General features: G+C 71.9%; 18 protein-coding genes. 10 read left to right on the plus strand and 8 right to left on the minus strand.

The genetic code is table 11. From position 1 onward, the window contains the following. The first annotated feature begins 83 nt into the window (after window positions 1-83). The 5 genes from ABT369_RS04560 to ABT369_RS04580 all read left to right on the plus strand — a co-directional run bounded on the left by ABT369_RS04560 (window position 84) and on the right by ABT369_RS04580 (window position 4528). A complete protein-coding gene (locus tag ABT369_RS04560) occupies window positions 84-611 on the plus strand; it encodes a hypothetical protein (RefSeq protein ID WP_350610277.1) in 528 nt (175 codons plus the stop codon). A 757-nt stretch (window positions 612-1368) separates the two neighbouring features. Further along, complete coding sequence (locus ABT369_RS04565; protein ID WP_350610278.1) at window positions 1369-2052, plus strand: response regulator transcription factor; 684 nt, start codon at window positions 1369-1371, stop codon at window positions 2050-2052. Continuing rightward, on the plus strand, window positions 2045-3406 hold the full coding sequence (locus tag ABT369_RS04570; RefSeq protein WP_350610279.1) for a sensor histidine kinase: 1362 nt from the start codon (window positions 2045-2047) through the stop codon (window positions 3404-3406). The genes ABT369_RS04565 and ABT369_RS04570 overlap by 8 nt, the downstream gene beginning before the upstream one ends. A gap of 9 nt (window positions 3407-3415) precedes the next feature. Beyond that, window positions 3416-4045 (plus strand): hypothetical protein, encoded by a 630-nt coding sequence (locus ABT369_RS04575; protein ID WP_350610280.1) that lies wholly within the window; start codon window positions 3416-3418, stop codon window positions 4043-4045. 36 nt (window positions 4046-4081) lie between these two features. Continuing rightward, entirely contained in the window at window positions 4082-4528 is a 447-nt protein-coding gene (locus tag ABT369_RS04580) for a subtilase-type protease inhibitor (RefSeq protein ID WP_350610281.1), read from the plus strand. Window positions 4529-4566: 38 nt separating this feature from the next. Here ABT369_RS04580 and ddaH read toward each other — a convergent pair whose 3' ends face one another. Continuing rightward, entirely contained in the window at window positions 4567-5370 is an 804-nt protein-coding gene (gene ddaH, locus ABT369_RS04585; RefSeq protein ID WP_350610282.1) for a dimethylargininase, read from the minus strand. A gap of 74 nt (window positions 5371-5444) precedes the next feature. Here ddaH and ABT369_RS04590 point away from each other — a divergent pair, with 74 nt between their 5' ends. After that, the gene (locus ABT369_RS04590; protein WP_502891702.1) at window positions 5445-5927 is read left to right on the plus strand and encodes an Lrp/AsnC family transcriptional regulator; all 483 of its coding nucleotides are present in this window, start codon (window positions 5445-5447) and stop codon (window positions 5925-5927) included. A gap of 4 nt (window positions 5928-5931) precedes the next feature. Then, on the plus strand, window positions 5932-7764 hold the full coding sequence (locus ABT369_RS04595) for a beta-propeller domain-containing protein (protein WP_350610284.1): 1833 nt from the start codon (window positions 5932-5934) through the stop codon (window positions 7762-7764). On the opposite strand, the gene ABT369_RS04600 is transcribed toward ABT369_RS04595, so the two are convergent. The 3 genes from ABT369_RS04600 to mobA all read right to left on the minus strand — a co-directional run bounded on the left by ABT369_RS04600 (window position 7761) and on the right by mobA (window position 9926). Further along, a complete protein-coding gene (locus ABT369_RS04600; protein ID WP_350610285.1) occupies window positions 7761-8843 on the minus strand; it encodes a T3SS (YopN, CesT) and YbjN peptide-binding chaperone 1 in 1083 nt (360 codons plus the stop codon). The genes ABT369_RS04595 and ABT369_RS04600 overlap by 4 nt on opposite strands. A gap of 262 nt (window positions 8844-9105) precedes the next feature. Next, entirely contained in the window at window positions 9106-9342 is a 237-nt protein-coding gene (locus ABT369_RS04605; RefSeq protein WP_350610286.1) for a DUF6457 domain-containing protein, read from the minus strand. Continuing rightward, window positions 9339-9926, minus strand: a complete 588-nt coding sequence (gene mobA / locus ABT369_RS04610; RefSeq protein WP_350610287.1) for a molybdenum cofactor guanylyltransferase — start codon at window positions 9924-9926, stop codon at window positions 9339-9341. Before mobA ends, ABT369_RS04605 begins: the two co-directional genes overlap by 4 nt. 68 nt (window positions 9927-9994) lie before the next feature. On the opposite strand from mobA, the gene fdhD reads away from it, so the two are divergent. Further along, entirely contained in the window at window positions 9995-11131 is a 1137-nt protein-coding gene (gene fdhD, locus ABT369_RS04615) for a formate dehydrogenase accessory sulfurtransferase FdhD (protein WP_502891697.1), read from the plus strand. On the opposite strand, the gene ABT369_RS04620 is transcribed toward fdhD, so the two are convergent. The 4 genes from ABT369_RS04620 to ABT369_RS04635 form a co-directional block, all read right to left on the minus strand. Then, entirely contained in the window at window positions 11070-12245 is a 1176-nt protein-coding gene (locus ABT369_RS04620; RefSeq protein ID WP_350610288.1) for a DUF4192 domain-containing protein, read from the minus strand. The two genes, fdhD and ABT369_RS04620, sit on opposite strands and share 62 nt — an antisense overlap. A gap of 179 nt (window positions 12246-12424) precedes the next feature. After that, window positions 12425-12958, minus strand: coding sequence for a GNAT family N-acetyltransferase (locus tag ABT369_RS04625; protein WP_350610289.1), 534 nt, complete (start codon window positions 12956-12958; stop codon window positions 12425-12427). A 243-nt stretch (window positions 12959-13201) separates the two neighbouring features. Then, window positions 13202-13402, minus strand: coding sequence for a DUF397 domain-containing protein (locus ABT369_RS04630; protein ID WP_350610290.1), 201 nt, complete (start codon window positions 13400-13402; stop codon window positions 13202-13204). A gap of 28 nt (window positions 13403-13430) precedes the next feature. Continuing rightward, the gene (locus ABT369_RS04635; RefSeq protein WP_350610291.1) at window positions 13431-14231 is read right to left on the minus strand and encodes a helix-turn-helix domain-containing protein; all 801 of its coding nucleotides are present in this window, start codon (window positions 14229-14231) and stop codon (window positions 13431-13433) included. A 224-nt stretch (window positions 14232-14455) separates the two neighbouring features. Here ABT369_RS04635 and ABT369_RS04640 point away from each other — a divergent pair, with 224 nt between their 5' ends. Further along, window positions 14456-14713, plus strand: a complete 258-nt coding sequence (locus ABT369_RS04640; protein ID WP_350610292.1) for a hypothetical protein — start codon at window positions 14456-14458, stop codon at window positions 14711-14713. A gap of 8 nt (window positions 14714-14721) precedes the next feature. Continuing rightward, the gene (locus ABT369_RS04645) at window positions 14722-14901 is read left to right on the plus strand and encodes a hypothetical protein (protein WP_350610293.1); all 180 of its coding nucleotides are present in this window, start codon (window positions 14722-14724) and stop codon (window positions 14899-14901) included. The last annotated feature ends 392 nt before the right edge of the window (window positions 14902-15293 follow it).

The following is a 15293-nucleotide window of genomic DNA, read 5'->3' on the forward strand; positions in this document are numbered from 1 at the left end:
TCGTGGGAGTGTCCGGGTGCCGAGGCCGCGAGATCGGCGCTCCAAACGCGTGTCGGTGCGCGAGCCCCGTCGTTGCGCACGGTATGGAAGCGCTGGACACCTTCTCACGGACGTTCCTGCCGGCCACCGCGCTGGCGAAGCTGCCGGGCGGCACCGTCGCGCGCCATGTCCAGGTGCTGCGCCGCTGCGCCGGGGACCGCGACTCGGTCGCCGTGATCGCGCGGTGCACGACGAGCCACGGCCGGCGCAACGTGCTCATGCTGACGCGCAACCGCCTCGTGGTGACGAGCGAGTCCGCGGTACTGCGCCGAGTCAGCCTCCACCTCAACGCCGACCTCCACCAGCTGGCCGACGTGGCTTGGACGCCGGAGCCGGCACGCAACGGGATTCAGCTGGGCGTGACGGCCATCGACGGGGTGCGCGAGAACCTTTGGATCCGCCTCGGCTCGACGGCCGAGATGTGGCGGTTGGACGAGGCTCTGAAGCAGGCGTTCCGGACGCCTTGGGGCGTCATCGAGCCGGCTCGGGCCGCGACTTCCTCGGCTTCTTCGGCTTCCGCGGCCCGCGCCACGGCACCGGCCAAGTCCCGCCCCGAACTGCGCCTCGCCTGACCCTCACTGCCCCGCGGCTGGCCTCGCCTGACCCTCGCTGGGCCTCGCTCGACCCCCGCCGGCCTTGCCACCCCTCGCTCGACCCCCGCTGGCCTCGCCTGGCCTTGCTGACCCTTGCCGGCTGTCCGCTCGTCGCGCGATCGACCGCCGCGGGCTCGCTCGTCGCGCCACTGCCCGATGCACGGCCGCGCGCCGCACGCTCGCTTCGCCCCACCGCACGCCGCACGCTCGCTCCTCACCTCACCGCACGCCGCACGCTCGCTTCGCCCCACCGCACGCCGCACGCTCGCTTCGCCCCACCGCACGCCGCTCGCCCGCTCCTCACCTCACCGCACGCCGCTCGCCCGCTCCTCACCTCACCGCACGCCGCACGCTCGCTTCGCCCCACCGCACGCCGCTCGCCCGCTCCTCACCTCACCGCACGCCGCTCGCCCGCTCCTCACGCCAGCGCCCGCCCCACGCCCGTCTGACGTCGCTGCTTGCCGCGTTGTTGCCCACCGCGATCCGATTCCTCCGGAATCGGATTTAAGCCCCGTCAGGCGATAAATCCGATAAGTCGCGGCGCGAAGCGCCCGACTTATCGAGCAGCAGACCGCGCGGCCGAGAACCCCGAGCCAATACATGTGATCGGCCCGCCTCGACTGCGGGCGCTGGCTGCCGCTGCGAGGGGGCCGATCGCCATATTGGTTTCCGCGTGAGGGCGTTCCCAAACATCTCCCGAACATGCCCCACGCGCGAAAACCGTCAGAATGAGACGGTGGATCAGGGCAAAGGCCTCGTGGTCGTCGTCGAGGACGAGAAGCCGATCGCCGACCTCCTGCGGATGTACCTCGCCCGCGAAGGCTTCGGCGTGCACGTCGAGCACGACGGCCCCGGCGGACTCGCGGCCGCGCGCAAGCTCCGGCCCGTCGCATGCGTCCTCGACATCGCGCTACCCGGCCTGGACGGCACCGAGATCTGCCGGCGGCTGCGGGAAGCGGGCGACTGGACGCCGGTGCTGTTCCTGACCGCCCGCGACGACGAGGTCGACCGCATCCTCGGGCTCGAGCTCGGCGGGGACGACTACATCACCAAGCCCTTCAGCCCGCGCGAGCTGGTGTCGCGCGTGAAGGCGGTGCTGCGCCGCACCCAGGGACCGCCGGACGTGGGGCAGGTGCGCACGGTCGGGCCGATCACGATCGACCCCGCGCGCCGGGAGTGCCGGGTCGGCGACGCCCCGGTGAGCCTCACGTCCACCGAGTTCTCCCTGCTGGCGCACCTCATGGGCCGGCCCGGGCGGGTCTTCACGCGGGAGGAGCTGCTGGGGTCGGTCTGGGGGTACGCGGCGCACAGCGGCACCCGCACCGTCGACGTCCACGTGGCCCAGGTGCGCGGCAAGCTGGGCGAGGCCGCTTCGGTGATCCGTACCGTGCGCGGCGTCGGATACACCGCCGATGCTTAAGTCCCTGGCCGCCCGCACGGCGCTCGTCACCTGCGTCGTCGCCGTGATGTCGGTGCTCGTCACGGCGGCGGTCGGCATCCCGCTCACCGCGACCCAGGCCAACAAGGCCGCCCGCCAGCGGCTCGCCGACGACACCAAGCTCACCGCCGAGCTGCTGCGCCCGCGCTTCGTGAACACGCCCCGCAACCCCACCGACGAGGAGAACGTCGCCAAGCGCCTGGCGGAGCAGAACATCGAGGTGTACCTCATCCGCTCCGGCAAGGCCGATCGCGAGGGACTGCCCGCGAACGTGGTCAAGGCGATCGCCGCCGGCCAGAACGTCGAGGTGCGCCTGGCCAAGGTGGGCGGGCGGATCCGGCTGGTGGCCGGGCGCCCGATCGGCAAGGACGGCAACGGCGTCGTGCTGGCCGAGGCGCCGCCGGGCGGGGCGCTCGAGCGCTTCTCCAGCCAGCTGTGGATCGCGCTGCTGGCCGGGCTCGCCGCCGGGCTCATCGCCGGGCCGCTGCTCGCCCGGCGCATCGCGCGGCCGATCCGCAACGTGGCGACGGCGGCGAAGCGGCTCAGCGCGGGCGACCGCACGGTGACGCTCTCCCCCGACGGGCCGACCGAGGTCGCCGAGCTCGCGCACGCGGTCAACGCGCTCACCGCCGCCCTCGCCACGAGCGAGGGGCGGGAGCGGGAGTTCCTGCTGTCGGTCTCGCACGAGCTGCGCACGCCGCTGACGACGATCCGCGGCTACGCCGAGGCGCTCGCGGACGGGGTGGTCGGCGAGGAGGGCGCGCAGCGGGCCGGGCAGACGGTGCTCGACGAGGCCGAGCGCCTCGACCGGCTCATCGCCGACCTGCTCGTGCTGGCCCGGCTCGAGGCCGCGGACCTGCCGATCGAGGTCGTGGACGTCGACCTCACGCAGCTGCTCGCCACGACCGCCGAGGCGTGGGGCGGGCGGGTCGCGAGCGCCGGGCTGGTCCTGCGCACGGAGCTGCCGCCGTTCCCCGTTCCGGTGTCGACCGACCCGGGGCGCATCCGGCAGATCCTGGACGGGTTGCTGGAGAACGCCCTGCGTGTGGTACCTGCACAGGCCCCCCTGGTGCTGGCGCTCTACACGAGCCCGTCGGCGGCCTGGATCGAGGTGCGCGACGGCGGGCCCGGGTTCACGGACGAGGACCTGGCGGTGGCGTTCGAGCGGGGGGCACTGTCGCGGCGGTACCAGGGCGTGCGGAAGGTCGGCAGCGGGCTCGGGCTGGCGCTGGCGGCGCGGTTGTCGCGGCGGCTCGGGGCCCGCATCGACGCCGGGCACGCGCCCGAGGGCGGGGCCAGATTCACGGTCACCTTCCCGTTGCGCACCGTGTCATGATGACTGTCTATGCATACCTGGTGGGTCGTCCTGGGGCTCGGCGGCGCCGGCGCGTCGCTGGGGATCCTGCTCGTCCAGGTGCTGTTCTGGCAGCGGCTACGCCGCGTGGGCGCCGACCCGGTCGGGATCTTCACGCAGGGCGTCGCGCTGGGCTGGGTCGGCGTGCCGCTCACGGTGCTGCACGTGATCCTGTTTCTGCTGCTGACCCGGCTCGACCAGCCCGGCTGGTGGATCGGCGGCGTGGTCACGGTCCTGTCGATGCCGGTGCGCCGGCTGCTGAACCTGCGCGCGATCGCCGTGATCGTGCGCGGGATCGGATACGAGCACGGTCCCGTCGTCGACCGTGACGGCGTCCGCGTCGACGGGCAGCCCTACTGGCGGCTCGTCCTCAGTTGGTACCGCCACGAGTACACCGGCCGCGCGGTCGGCGACGTGGTCGCCATCAAGATCCTGGGCCTGCTCGTCCACCTGCTCTTCTGGCCGCTGGCCGCGCTCGGCGCGCAGGCCTCGCACGTGCTCATGTGCCAGGACCCGGCCGACGCGCTCGGCCACTCCACCGACGGTCACGAGCGCCCGGGCGACGCGTTCCGCGCGCTGGGCACCCCCTACGTCAAGTTTGCGGCGCGGGATCCGAGGTAGGGCACACCCTCGCCCTCTTTGCGAGGAGGTACCCCGATGAAACGACTTGGCCTGCTCTGCGGCGCGGCGGTCCTCACCCTCGCCGGCGCGCTGCCGCCCGTCGCCGCGGCCGCGCAGCCGACGCCGGAGCCCAGCGCGCCCTCGACCGCCGGACACGGTGACATGCTCAAGGACGTGCTGCACGGCGAGGGGCTCGTGCAGACGAAGCACGGCCCCGTGCGCGTCGCCATCCAGAACGGCGACGCGACGAAGGTGACCGACACCGCGCTGACCGTCCGCTCGTCCGACGGCTTCACGCGCACCTGGCAGCTGCCGAAGGACCTGAAGGTGTACGCCAAGCGGCACACCATCCAGCCCAGCGGCATCATGCCCGGCACCGAACTGACGGTCGCCGGCACCGCACCGGCCGGGACGTCGGCCACGTGGACCGCGAAGCGGGTGGTCGTGCGGAGTGCCTCCGAGCCGGCCGAGCCCAACAGCTAGCCGGCCGACCCCAGCAGTCAGCCGGCCGACCCCAGCGGTTAGCCGCGCAGTTCGGCGACGCAGCACTTCACGCTGCCGCCGCCCTTCTTGAGTTCGCTCAGCTCGACCGGGACCGGCACGTAGCCGGCCTCGCGCAGCCGCGCCGCCAGCCCGGTCGCCTCGCTGCTGAGCACCACGTTGCGCCCGTCGGAGACGAGGTTGAGACCGAACGCGAGCGCGTCGGACTCCGTCGCGATCACGGCGTCCGGGAAGAGCTGGGCGAGCACCCGCCGCGAAGACTCGGAGAACGCCTCCGGGTAGTACGCGATGTTCGCGTCGTCCAGCGGGGCCAGCGCCACGTCGAGGTGGTAGAAGCGCGGGTCGACGAGCCGGAGCGAGACCACCGGCCGGCCCAGCGTCTCCTGCGCCTCGGCGTGCGCGGCGACCTCGGTGCGGAAGCCGTGCCCGGCCAGCACCAGGCCCCCGAGCGCCGCGGGCAGGTAGGTGAAGTCGCCCTCGCCCTCGTTGGTCTCCGACGCCAGGTGGTAGCGCCAGCCGAGCGTGTCGTAGAACCGCCGGTGCGCGGCCGCCTCGGCGGTGCGCTGCGGGTATTTGAACTTCGCGCCGTAGACGACCCCGTCGACCGAGAAGGCGCCGTTGGCCGCGTAGACCATGTCCGGCAGGCCGATCTCCGGCAGCAGCACGTGGACCTCGTGGCCCAGGCGGACCAGCGTCTCGCGCAGGCCCTCCCACTGCTTCACGGCCAGCTCGGTGTCCACCGGGGCGGTGGTGTCCATCCAGGGATTGATCGCATATTCCACCACGAAGTGCTCGGGTGGCGACATCAGGTACGACCGCGTCACGAGATCAAACGGTAGATTTCCCGTGTTTCATAAAACAGCGAGAAAAGTTGCTTTCGAGGAGGGATTCGTTGCGGCTGGACCCGATTGACCAGCGAATCATTGCGCTGCTGCAGGAAGACGCCCGCTCATCGTATGCGGACATCGGCGAGCGGGTGGCGCTGTCCGCCCCGGCCGTGAAGCGACGCGTCGACCGGCTCCGATCCAGCGGTGTGATCCGCGGCTATACGGCCCTGATCGACCCCGGCGCGGTGGGCTGGACCACGGAGGCGTTCGTCGAACTCTTCTGCACCGGGCGCACCTCCCCGGCCCAGCTGAAGGCGGCGGCCAAGCGGCATCCGGCGGTCGTGGGGGCGTACACCATCTCCGGCGAGGCCGACGCGCTCGTCCATCTGCGGGCGATGGACATGGCCGGGCTCGAGGAGGCCCTCGAGCGGCTGCGCGCCGAGCCGTTCGTGACCTCGACCCGCAGCATGATCGTGCTGTCGCGGCTGGTGGAGACGCTGGCCCCGCGAATCGCGGCCGACACGGGAACCGCGGGAGGCCCGGCGCCGTCCTAGAGCCATGAAACGCGCCGCCGCCACGCTGAGTGCCCTGTGCCTGGTGCTTTCCGGGTGTACCGCGACAGCATCGGACCTGTCCGAAGTAGCCCAGAGCGGCCCGGCCCCCGCGCTCCGCCTCGTCGCCTTCGACGACTGCGAGGAGCTGGCCAAGGGGCTGCGCAAGGCCACCATGGACGCGGTCGGCCCGTGGGGCTTCAACACCCTGCCCGGGGGCATGCGGACCACCCTGAACAGCGGTGCCATGCCCGAGGCGCAGGCGAAGGCCGCCGGCGGCGATCAGAGCTTCTCCGGTACCAACACCCATGAAGCGGGCGTCGACGAGCCCGACGTGGTGAAGACCGACGGCAAGCGGATTGTGACCCTCGCGCGCGGCCGCCTCGTGGTGGTCGACGCCGCCTCGCGGAAGGTCACCGGCACGCTGTCGCTGGACGGCGCGAGCGACACCGGCAAGCCCGCCGCCGGCGCCGACCGGCTGCTGCTGGCCGGCGACCGGGCGCTGGTGCTCGGCTTCGACTACTCCGACCCGGAGCGGGGCGGCCCGCTGCTCACACTCGTCGACCTGGCCGGCGCGCCGAAGATCGTGAGCACGTACCGCACCGACGGCGCCCTGCTCGACGCGCGCCAGGTCGGCAGCGTCGCCCGGGTCGTGATCCGTTCGGCGCCGCGGCTGGCGTTCCCGGACTACTCGAAGCTCCAGGACGACGATGCCCGGCTGGCCGCCAACCGCTCGGCCGTCGCCGCCGCGCCGGTCGAGGACTGGCTGCCCCGGTGGACCTCGACGGACGCCGCGGGGAAGAAGACCGACGGGCAGGTCGGGTGTGGGGCGGTACAGCTGCCGGAAACGTATTCGGGGACGTCGCTGCTCACCGTGGCCACGTTCGACCTCGGCGCGGCCGGCCTCGGCTCCGGCGAGCCCGTCTCGGTCGCGGCCGACGGCGGCATCGTCTACGCCAACGGACCGAGCCTCTACGTCGCCAACGACCAGCGCTGGCGCGCGAGCGGGCCGATGGTCAAGCGGGCCGGCCCGGCGCCGGACCCGAAGACGCAGCTGTTCAAGTTCACGATCGCGGGGGCGGCCAGGCCGAAGTACGTGGCGGCGGGCGAGGTGCCCGGGTGGCTGCTCAACCAGTACTCGATGTCGGAGTGGGACGGCCGGCTGCGGGTGGCGACGACCGCGAACGACGCCTCGACCGTCTACGTGCTCGAGCAGCGCGCCGGCACGCTCGCCGAGACCGGCAAGGTCGGCGGCCTCGGCCGGGGCGAGAAGATCTACTCGGTGCGGTTCATCGGCACGACGGCCTATGTGGTCACGTTCCGCCAGACCGACCCGCTCTACACCCTGGACCTGAGCGACCCGTCCGCGCCCCGCACGCTGGGCGAACTCAAGATCACCGGGTACTCCGCGTACCTGCACCCGGCCGGCGACGGGCTCCTGCTCGGCGTCGGGCAGGAGGCCAACGAGAAGGGCCGCGTCCAGGGCCTGCAGGTGTCGCTGTTCGACGTGCACGACCTGACCAAGCCGGCGCGGCTGGCCCAGTTCCAGGTGCCGGGGTCCGGCTCCGAGGCCGAGTTCGACCCGCACGCGTTCCTGTTCTGGCCCGCGACGGGTGCGGTGGTACTGCCGGTGCGCGGCCAGCAGCCCAGCGCCCTGGTCCTGTCGGTGCACGACAACCAGGTCACGAAGGCGGGGTCGATCACGCACCCGGCGGCGCGCTACGCCCAGATGCAGCGCTCGCTCGTGATCGGCGGAACGCTGTGGACGCTGTCCGACCAGGGCCTGCAGGCGAACGATCTCGTGACGCTCGCCCAGCAGGCCTGGCTGCCGCTCGTCTAGAGGTACATGCCCGTTCGCTCGCTGTCGCTGGTGATCGCCTGCTTCGGCTTGTCGCCCTCGCCGAAGAAGCGCTTCCCGCCGAACTCGCCATGCAGGCGGTCGTCGAGCTCGTCCGCGAGCCCGGTCATCACCTGCACGGCGAGCATGAGGTGCGTGGCCTGGAAGTCGCGGCCGAACACGGGGACGCTGGCCCAGACCGTGTCGTTGGTGCAGTACAGCCGGCCGATCGGCATCCGGTTGGTGAGCTCCGAAAGCTTGACGTACAGCTTCTCGGTCGGCTCGATCTCGGTCAGGATCGGCGAGAAGACGTCGACCAGGGGCGGGTTGTCCCGCACCCGCACGAACACCATCGCCGAGCCGGAGCGGATGCCGATGTCCCCGTCGGGGTCGATCGGCAGCTCCTCGGGCGTGGTCTTCATGAGCTTCGCGACGACCGTGGTCACCTTGTCGTACAGCGGCAGGTCCTCGGTCTGCTCGTTGAGCTCCGCGAGGCTGCCCGCGCCGGTGCGGACCACTTCCGCGGCGTCCACGAGCGACGCCAGCGACCGCGCCACCCCGAGCGCCGGCACCGGGGCGATGTGCCCCTCGGCGTCGTGCGCCAGATAGGTCAGGAACGCCGGGTGTGGGGTGCCGTAGATGTCGCGCAGCGTGCGCGTGATCAACCGGCTCAGCTGCTGCGCCTCGCCCTTGCCGACCCGCAGCCCGAACGACTCGCCGGAGCCGGCCACGACTCCCGGCGGCGACCAGCCCAGCGCCACGATCTCCGCGATGACGGTGCGGTCCAGCCGGTACGCGGTGGGCAGATCGGCATTGCTCACGGCCGTCGCCGCGAGCTGGTCGCCCTCCTCGCCGGTGACCTGGACCGAGTAGATCGCATCCCCGGTCCCGGAGGCCGTGGGGTCGAGCGTCAGGTCGAGCGTGGTCCCGGGCGCGAGGTCACGCAGCCCGTCCACGAGGTGCCGCGCAAAGTCCCGCCAGGCCTCGGCCACCTTCTCCTTGAGGTTGCCGCCCGCGGGATCCTCGTCGTCGAACAGCGCACTCTCGAACACCGCGCCGCCGTCGCCGGGCTCACCAGCCATGATCGCCTCCCTATCCCCGCGCCCTCACCCTATCCAGAGTCGATCGCTCACTCGGCGCGGGTGGCCAGGCGGGTGAACTCAACGCCCGCGGCCTGCACATCCGCCTCATGGATCACCGCCAGCCGCACGGGAACCGGACCAGCCGGTCGCTCACCCGCCACCTTCAGCGCTCACGGCTCGCACACGATCGTCGGCCCCGCGGATCACTCACTCGCCGCCTTCTGCGCTCACGGCTCGGGCACCAACGTCGGCAGCCGGTCGCTCACTCCCCGCCGACGGCCAACCGGCTCAACTCAGCGCTCGCCGCGTGCACATCCGCCCCACGTCCGACCGCGAGCCCCAGCAGAAACGCCGTGAGCGGCGCCCCCGGCCGGGCCACGTTGTGCGCCACGTCCCGAGCGAGGTCGAGCACCGCCTTGCGCGTCTCACCGTCGGGGGCGTCGACGCCGAGCGCCGCCGCCGCGGTGTCCAGCCACTCCCCGAGCACGTTCTCGCTCACAGCCCCACCCTTCGGAGATCTTCCTCGGTATCGCAGTCAACGTACGGCGCCTTCTCCCCGTCCCACCGCACCTCGACAACATCCAGGTCCCGGACGAGCCGCCGAAGCGACCCACCGCCGGTGTCCCCGAACGCGTCGATCGCCCCCCGCAGCGCCGTGCGGTTCCAGACCCCGCAGAGCAGCTGCCGCCGCCCGTGCTCGTCCACAAACAGCGCCCCGTCGGCGTTTCCAAGAGCATCCATCAGCACGAGGAGCGCGGGGGCGGACATATAGGGCAAATCGGAGGCAAGCAGCGCAACGACACCGACTGGTTCGATCGCGGCCATCCCGGCAGCGGCCGCGGCGACCGGCCCTCCCCCGGCGGGCTCCTCCCGGACGACGCGAACCCCGGCCGGCGTCTCGTCCCGGTCGGGTCCGACCACGACGACGGGCGCGGCCCCGGCCTCCACCGCGGCCCCGACGACCCGCGTCAGCATGGGCACCCCACCGACGGCGATCATCGGCTTGTCCCGTCCGTGGAGCCGCGAGGCTCTGCCGCCGGCGAGAATGACCGCCGCGAGCGTTCCCAGTTGGCCGTCGAGCACAACGAGAACTTACCGTCGGACGAGAACAGGGAAACGCCGACGAACGCCGCCGTCAGGAGGGCCGCACCATGGGCCGCGTCACGCAACGCCGCACCATCGTCCGGATACACCTGACCGCCACCGACCAACCCGACCTTCTGCCCCAAACCTCCCCACACCCACCGGCGACCACACTCGAGCCGACACCGGCCGCCCCGTCGGCATCAGCAGCGCCCGCCAACTCCGCACCACCCGCACCCGCTCCCGGCGCCCCTCAACTCACCGCCGCCGGATCGATCAACGCCACCGCCACGATCGCGCGGCCGACGAACGGGCAGCCCGCAGCCACGGAGCCCAGCACCGCCGCGGCGACATCGACGAGCGCGGGCGATCCGACCAGCGCGCACCCGACCAGCGCGGCGCGGGTCGAGGCGCGGGTCGGGCCGGACACGCTCGCCGCCGAAGAGCCGCTCGAGATCCGCGTCGGCGGCCAGGCCCTCGCCGTCACCATGCGCACGCCCGGCGACGACCTCGACCTCGCGATCGGCTTTCTGCTGACCGAGGGCGTCATCGGGCGCGCCGCGGACGTGGTCACCGCGAAGTTGTGCGCCGGCGACGAGGAGCCGAACTCCTACAACGTCGTGGACATCCGGCTGAGCGCCGACGTCCCCGCGCCGGTCGCTCAGCAGGCCGCCCGCAACTTCTACACCACCTCCTCGTGCGGCGTGTGCGGCAAGGCGAGCATCGACGCCGTGCGCACCCGGTCGGCGTTCGACGTGAGCCGCGACCCCCTCACCGTCGCGCCCGCGGTCCTGGCCGGGCTCCCCGCCGCGCTCCGGCGCCGCCAGCGCGCGTTCGACGCGACCGGCGGCCTGCACGCGGCGGGGCTGTTCACGGCCGGCGGCGAGCTCGTCTGCCTCCGCGAGGACATCGGGCGGCACAACGCGGTCGACAAGGTCGTCGGATGGGCCGTACGCCAGGAACGCCTCCCCCTCGCCGAGCACATCCTCATGGTCAGCGGGCGGGCCGGCTTCGAGCTGTGCCAGAAGGCGTGGATGGCCGGCATCCCGATGCTCGCCGCCGTGTCCGCGCCGAGCACCCTCGCCGTCGACATCGCGGCCGAGGCGGGGCTCACGCTCGTCGGCTTCCTGCGAGGGTCGACGTTCAACGTGTACGCCTCCCCTCATCGAGTCCAGGGCGCTCCGGCCCTCCCTCGCCCCCGCTGACCCCCGGCCCGCCGTCCCCGAAGACCCGAACAGCGCCCGGGCAGAGCTTCGAACGCGGCCCGGACCGCGCGAAGGAAGGCGCCCGCACGGCCACCCGGCGAGTGGTCCGGCGGCGCGAGCGCCCGATCGGCGGCACCTGCCGCGGCGACAGCCCGCGCGCGAGGATCTCGGCCATGAGGGCGGCCGCGGAGTACCCGGGATCGGCGTCCAACGCCCGATCCAGCGCCAGCGAGGCGTGCAGGCCGTTGCCGGTGCGCCAGGACAGGTACGACAGCAGGGTCGCCGACGGCGCGACCGAGGACGGTTCGCAGCGGCGCACCAGGTCGGTCCACAGCTCGCGGTGCGCCTCGGCCAGGCCGTTCGCCCGGCGCACGTCGCGGTCGAGGCGCTCCCAGGCCCGGTCGCGGAAGTCGACCACGAGCAGGAGCACCTGCAGCCACGCGACCTCGTCGTCGGTGAGCCGGTGCCCGGTCGCGTAGCAGGCCAGGGCCGCGTCGAGGGCGGCCCGGCCCGCGACCACGGCGGCGGTGCGCACGCCGATCGGGTCGCGGCCGGCCACGAGGCGCAGTACGCGCAGATTGGCCCGGTTCCCCGCCTCCTCGATCGCCTCGAGGGCCGGTCCGCTCGGCCCGGCGAACGTAGCGGCGACGGCGGCCCGATCGGGCAGCGCGACCAGCCCGGCGAGGGTGGCCTCGGCCGCCGCGATCGACGTCGCCGGGTCGAAGGCGCGGCCCTCGGGCGGGCAGCAGCCGGGTACCTCGCACAGGAGCGACCAGTACCGGCCCTCGTGGGTGCGCAGGAGGTCCAGCACCGCGATGCCCCGCTCCGTCATCGCCGCGCCCACCGCGCGCAGGAACGGCTCGGTCCGCTCGGGCGGGCCGTAGCCGATGAGCATGGCGCCGTCCATCGCGTTGCGCCGGAACAGGCGTCCGTAGTGCTCGGCCAGCACCGCGGCGGCGTCGTGGTCGTCGGGCAGGTCGCCGCGCAGTTGCAGGTGCAGGCCGGAGCCGCGCAGACCGAGCGCGACGAGGCTGTCGGTGGGGTGGAACCCCATGAGGTAGGGCATGGCCGAGAGGAGCTCGGCGGGTCCGCGCAGACGCAGTCGGGAAGCCATGCCGACGAGCCTGGACCGCCCCGGGCCGGCCCGGAAGCCCGAACCGTGGCCTGTGGATAACCGTCCACAGGGGCCTACGCCGCCGCGCGACATGTGCTAACGCGCGTCCCGAAACGGACTAAAGCCAGATTATTACGAAATAAGCGATAAGTCGTGGCACGGAGTGCCCGACTTATCACTCAATACCGAAACCGAAGGTCATACAGGTCGATGCCATCGTCGAACGACGCGCTAGAAGGCCGCAGATCGATCGCCAGCGTCACCCGAGCCAGCGCGTCGTACCCGGCCGCGTGCAGGCACCGAATGGCGTCCAGGTTCCGCGCCGACGGCGAGATGCTCAGCTGTCCCAGACCGCGCCGCCGGGCCTGGTCGGCCACGTGGGCCAGCAGGGTGCGGCCGATGCCCTCGCCGCGCCGGGAAGCGGAGACGACCAGCGGCTCGACCTCGCCGCCCCGGCCGTCCAGCAGCAACCCGACCATGCCGAGGACCCCGCCGCTCACGTCGGCGGCGACCCACATGCCGGAGAGGTCGAGCCGGGTGAGGTACTCCTCGAAGGCCGCCCCGGAGTCGTCGTCGGACGGGCCTCCGTAGAGCCCGGCATCCGCCGCGGTCATCTCGGCCCACAGTTGCCGGCACTCGCGATGGTCGGTCGGACGGTACGACCGGATCGTGAGCGCGGACACCTGCGTCGCCGGCGATACCTGAGTGCTCATAACTCATAGTTACCCCGCCGGGCCGGATCGCGACACCCACATCGCAGGATTGCTACCAGGCCCGATTCGCCGCTTTTTGCTGCATCCCGCGACTGAAGACCAGGCGGTATCCGGGCCCGGAGGTGAGGGATAGCATCGAAAACGGCTCGCAGCTACGACGAAGGGACGACCCGGTCGGGGGTCGTCCCTTCGCTGTTCACCGATCCATTCGCACCGCCCCGACAGATGGGGCGGGAGTTCACGTTACGGAAGGCGGAATTCGCCGTCCAGGTCGACCGCGGCGATGAAGGTGTCCCATTCCGCGCGGGTGAAGCGAACCAGGCCCGCGTCGGGGGAGTTGGAGTTGCGGACCTCGACGACGCCGTCGACGAACCGCGCTTCGACGCACTGTCCGTTGTTACCGCTTCGCGTGGGCTTGTGCCACTGCTCGTTCAGCGCAGCCATCTGCGCACTCCTTCGGGTTGGGCCGGACTCAGTTCGCAGAATCCTCGATCAGCTTGATCGACTCCAACGGGCTGAGCGCGGCAGCTCGCAGATTCTCGAACACGTCGGCGTACCGCAGGACATCATCGGCGTCCGGGTAGATATCGCCGGTCATGGCCTCGGCGTACACGACGCTTGGTGCATCTTGGAACTTGAGAATCGCGAACGATCCGGCCATGCCGGCATATGCCCCTCCGGAGAAGGGCAGGACCTGGATCGTCACGTTTCTCGCCCGGCCCATGTCGGCCAGGTGCTTGAGCTGCGACCGCATGACGTCCGGTCCCCCGATGCTGCGCCGGATGACGCTCTCATCGAGGACCGCGATGAGCTGCAGTGGCTGTTCGGCGCGGCTGAGGAGGTTCTGCCGCTCACGACGCGCCTTGACGTGCGCCTCGACGGCATCCTCGGACTCGCTGGGAGAGGCCGCGAGCAGCGCCCGCGTGTACTCCTCCGTCTGGAGCATCCCGGGCACCACGAGCGCCTCGTAGTCACGCATCTCGATTGCGTTGGACTCCAACCCGATGTATCGGGAGTAGCTCGCGGGCAGGTCGCCGTAGCGGGCGAACCAGCCTCGCGTCTTGCCCTGCCGGGCGAGGACGACCAGCGTGTCGATCTGCGCCTGGTCGGTGACCTCGTAGATCTCCAGCAGGCGTTCCAGCGTGCTGCGCCGGATGCCGACCTTGCCGCCTTCCATCCGGCTGATCGTGCTCGGTGAGCAGTCCAGTTGCAGGCCGACGTCCTCCGTGGTGAGCCGAGCCCTCTCGCGCAACTCGCGCAGCTGCTTGCCCAACTGGAAACGGGGGAACGTGGGGCTGTGGGCGCTGGACACCGCTCACCTCCATTACTCAGGACGAGTGTGTCCGTTACCGGGGTGGCGCGCAAGCGCGGGTTGGGTAAGCGATTGCCTTGCTCTACTCAAGTTCGAAAGCCCGTATTGCCGTGCGTAACTTGCACGTGCATTCTGGATGCGTCAGATCGCACCTCGGCCGGGAGGGAGATCAGTGGTGTCCAGTGGTGTTTGAAGACGACACGCTCCTGCTCGAAGGCGCACCACGGCTCTTCGGCATTGTCGCTGATCCACTCGACGACGACCACCCGCAAGTCGTCGCCTGGGGGCATGAGCTGCCCGACCAGGCGGTGCTCAGCTGGCGCCTGGGCAACGGCAAGACGGAGGTCGCCGTGTTCCGGTCCGCCGAGGCCGCGCTGGCCACGGCGCAGCAGCTCTACAACGCGCGCCTGCTGTGGACCGCGCCCGCGGTCCAGGGGGTCTGAGGAGCATCATGCCCGTCATCTACGACCACGCGGTCACGGACGCGCGGCGCCGGGTCGAACGCCACCAGCCCATCACCGGCCGGCCCGGCGGCGGCTGCACGGCGGGGTGCGCGCAATGGCCGTGCAAGCCCTTCACCACGGCATGGGCGGTCGTGACGCGCAACTCGAACACGCGCGCCGGACGGTGACGCCCCAAAAGCCGAATCGGCCGACCGGAAGTGTCCGATCGACCGACCCTGCTGGATACCGAATGACGACTCTTTGATGCTGCTGTCCCAGCCGGGCCACGCCCGATCCTGTATGGGTGTCTCGTCCGTCTTCGGGGGCGACGCCTCCATCGAGGGGTTGAGGCGATGGGGCGTTCGGCCCGATGTACCGCCGCCACCTCCCGATCCCCCGGAGCCCTGCGTGGACCGTGGAGTCGTGCGCGGGCGCAGCGGCGGCTGAGGCGCGGTCGGCACGGCGGCGATCGAGTGGCCACCCGCCGGCCCCGAGGCGTGCGGGCCGGACGTCGGGCCCGAGCCCACCACGACCGGGCCCGGCTGCGGGTCGGCCACGACGGGCGTGCGGGTCGGCGGGG

The sequence above is a fragment of the Dactylosporangium sp. NPDC000244 genome (genome assembly GCF_040300725.1).
Taxonomy (GTDB): domain Bacteria; phylum Actinomycetota; class Actinomycetes; order Mycobacteriales; family Micromonosporaceae; genus Dactylosporangium.

What these genes read in the sequence shown, in the direction of transcription:
- ABT369_RS04560 (WP_350610277.1), top strand. Translation starts at nt 84, where the DNA reads ATGGAAGCGCTGGACACCTTCTCACGGACGTTCCTGCCGGCCACCGCG.
- ABT369_RS04570 (WP_350610279.1), top strand. Translation starts at nt 2,045, where the DNA reads ATGCTTAAGTCCCTGGCCGCCCGCACGGCGCTCGTCACCTGCGTCGTC.
- ABT369_RS04575 (WP_350610280.1), top strand. Translation starts at nt 3,416, where the DNA reads ATGCATACCTGGTGGGTCGTCCTGGGGCTCGGCGGCGCCGGCGCGTCG.
- ABT369_RS04580 (WP_350610281.1), top strand. Translation starts at nt 4,082, where the DNA reads ATGAAACGACTTGGCCTGCTCTGCGGCGCGGCGGTCCTCACCCTCGCC.
- ABT369_RS04595 (WP_350610284.1), top strand. Translation starts at nt 5,932, where the DNA reads ATGAAACGCGCCGCCGCCACGCTGAGTGCCCTGTGCCTGGTGCTTTCC.
- ABT369_RS04600 (WP_350610285.1), bottom strand. Translation starts at nt 8,843, where the DNA reads ATGGCTGGTGAGCCCGGCGACGGCGGCGCGGTGTTCGAGAGTGCGCTG.
- fdhD (WP_502891697.1), top strand. Translation starts at nt 9,995, where the DNA reads ATGGGCCGCGTCACGCAACGCCGCACCATCGTCCGGATACACCTGACC.
- ABT369_RS04620 (WP_350610288.1), bottom strand. Translation starts at nt 12,245, where the DNA reads ATGGCTTCCCGACTGCGTCTGCGCGGACCCGCCGAGCTCCTCTCGGCC.
- ABT369_RS04625 (WP_350610289.1), bottom strand. Translation starts at nt 12,958, where the DNA reads ATGAGCACTCAGGTATCGCCGGCGACGCAGGTGTCCGCGCTCACGATC.
- ABT369_RS04630 (WP_350610290.1), bottom strand. Translation starts at nt 13,402, where the DNA reads ATGGCTGCGCTGAACGAGCAGTGGCACAAGCCCACGCGAAGCGGTAAC.
- ABT369_RS04645 (WP_350610293.1), top strand. Translation starts at nt 14,722, where the DNA reads ATGCCCGTCATCTACGACCACGCGGTCACGGACGCGCGGCGCCGGGTC.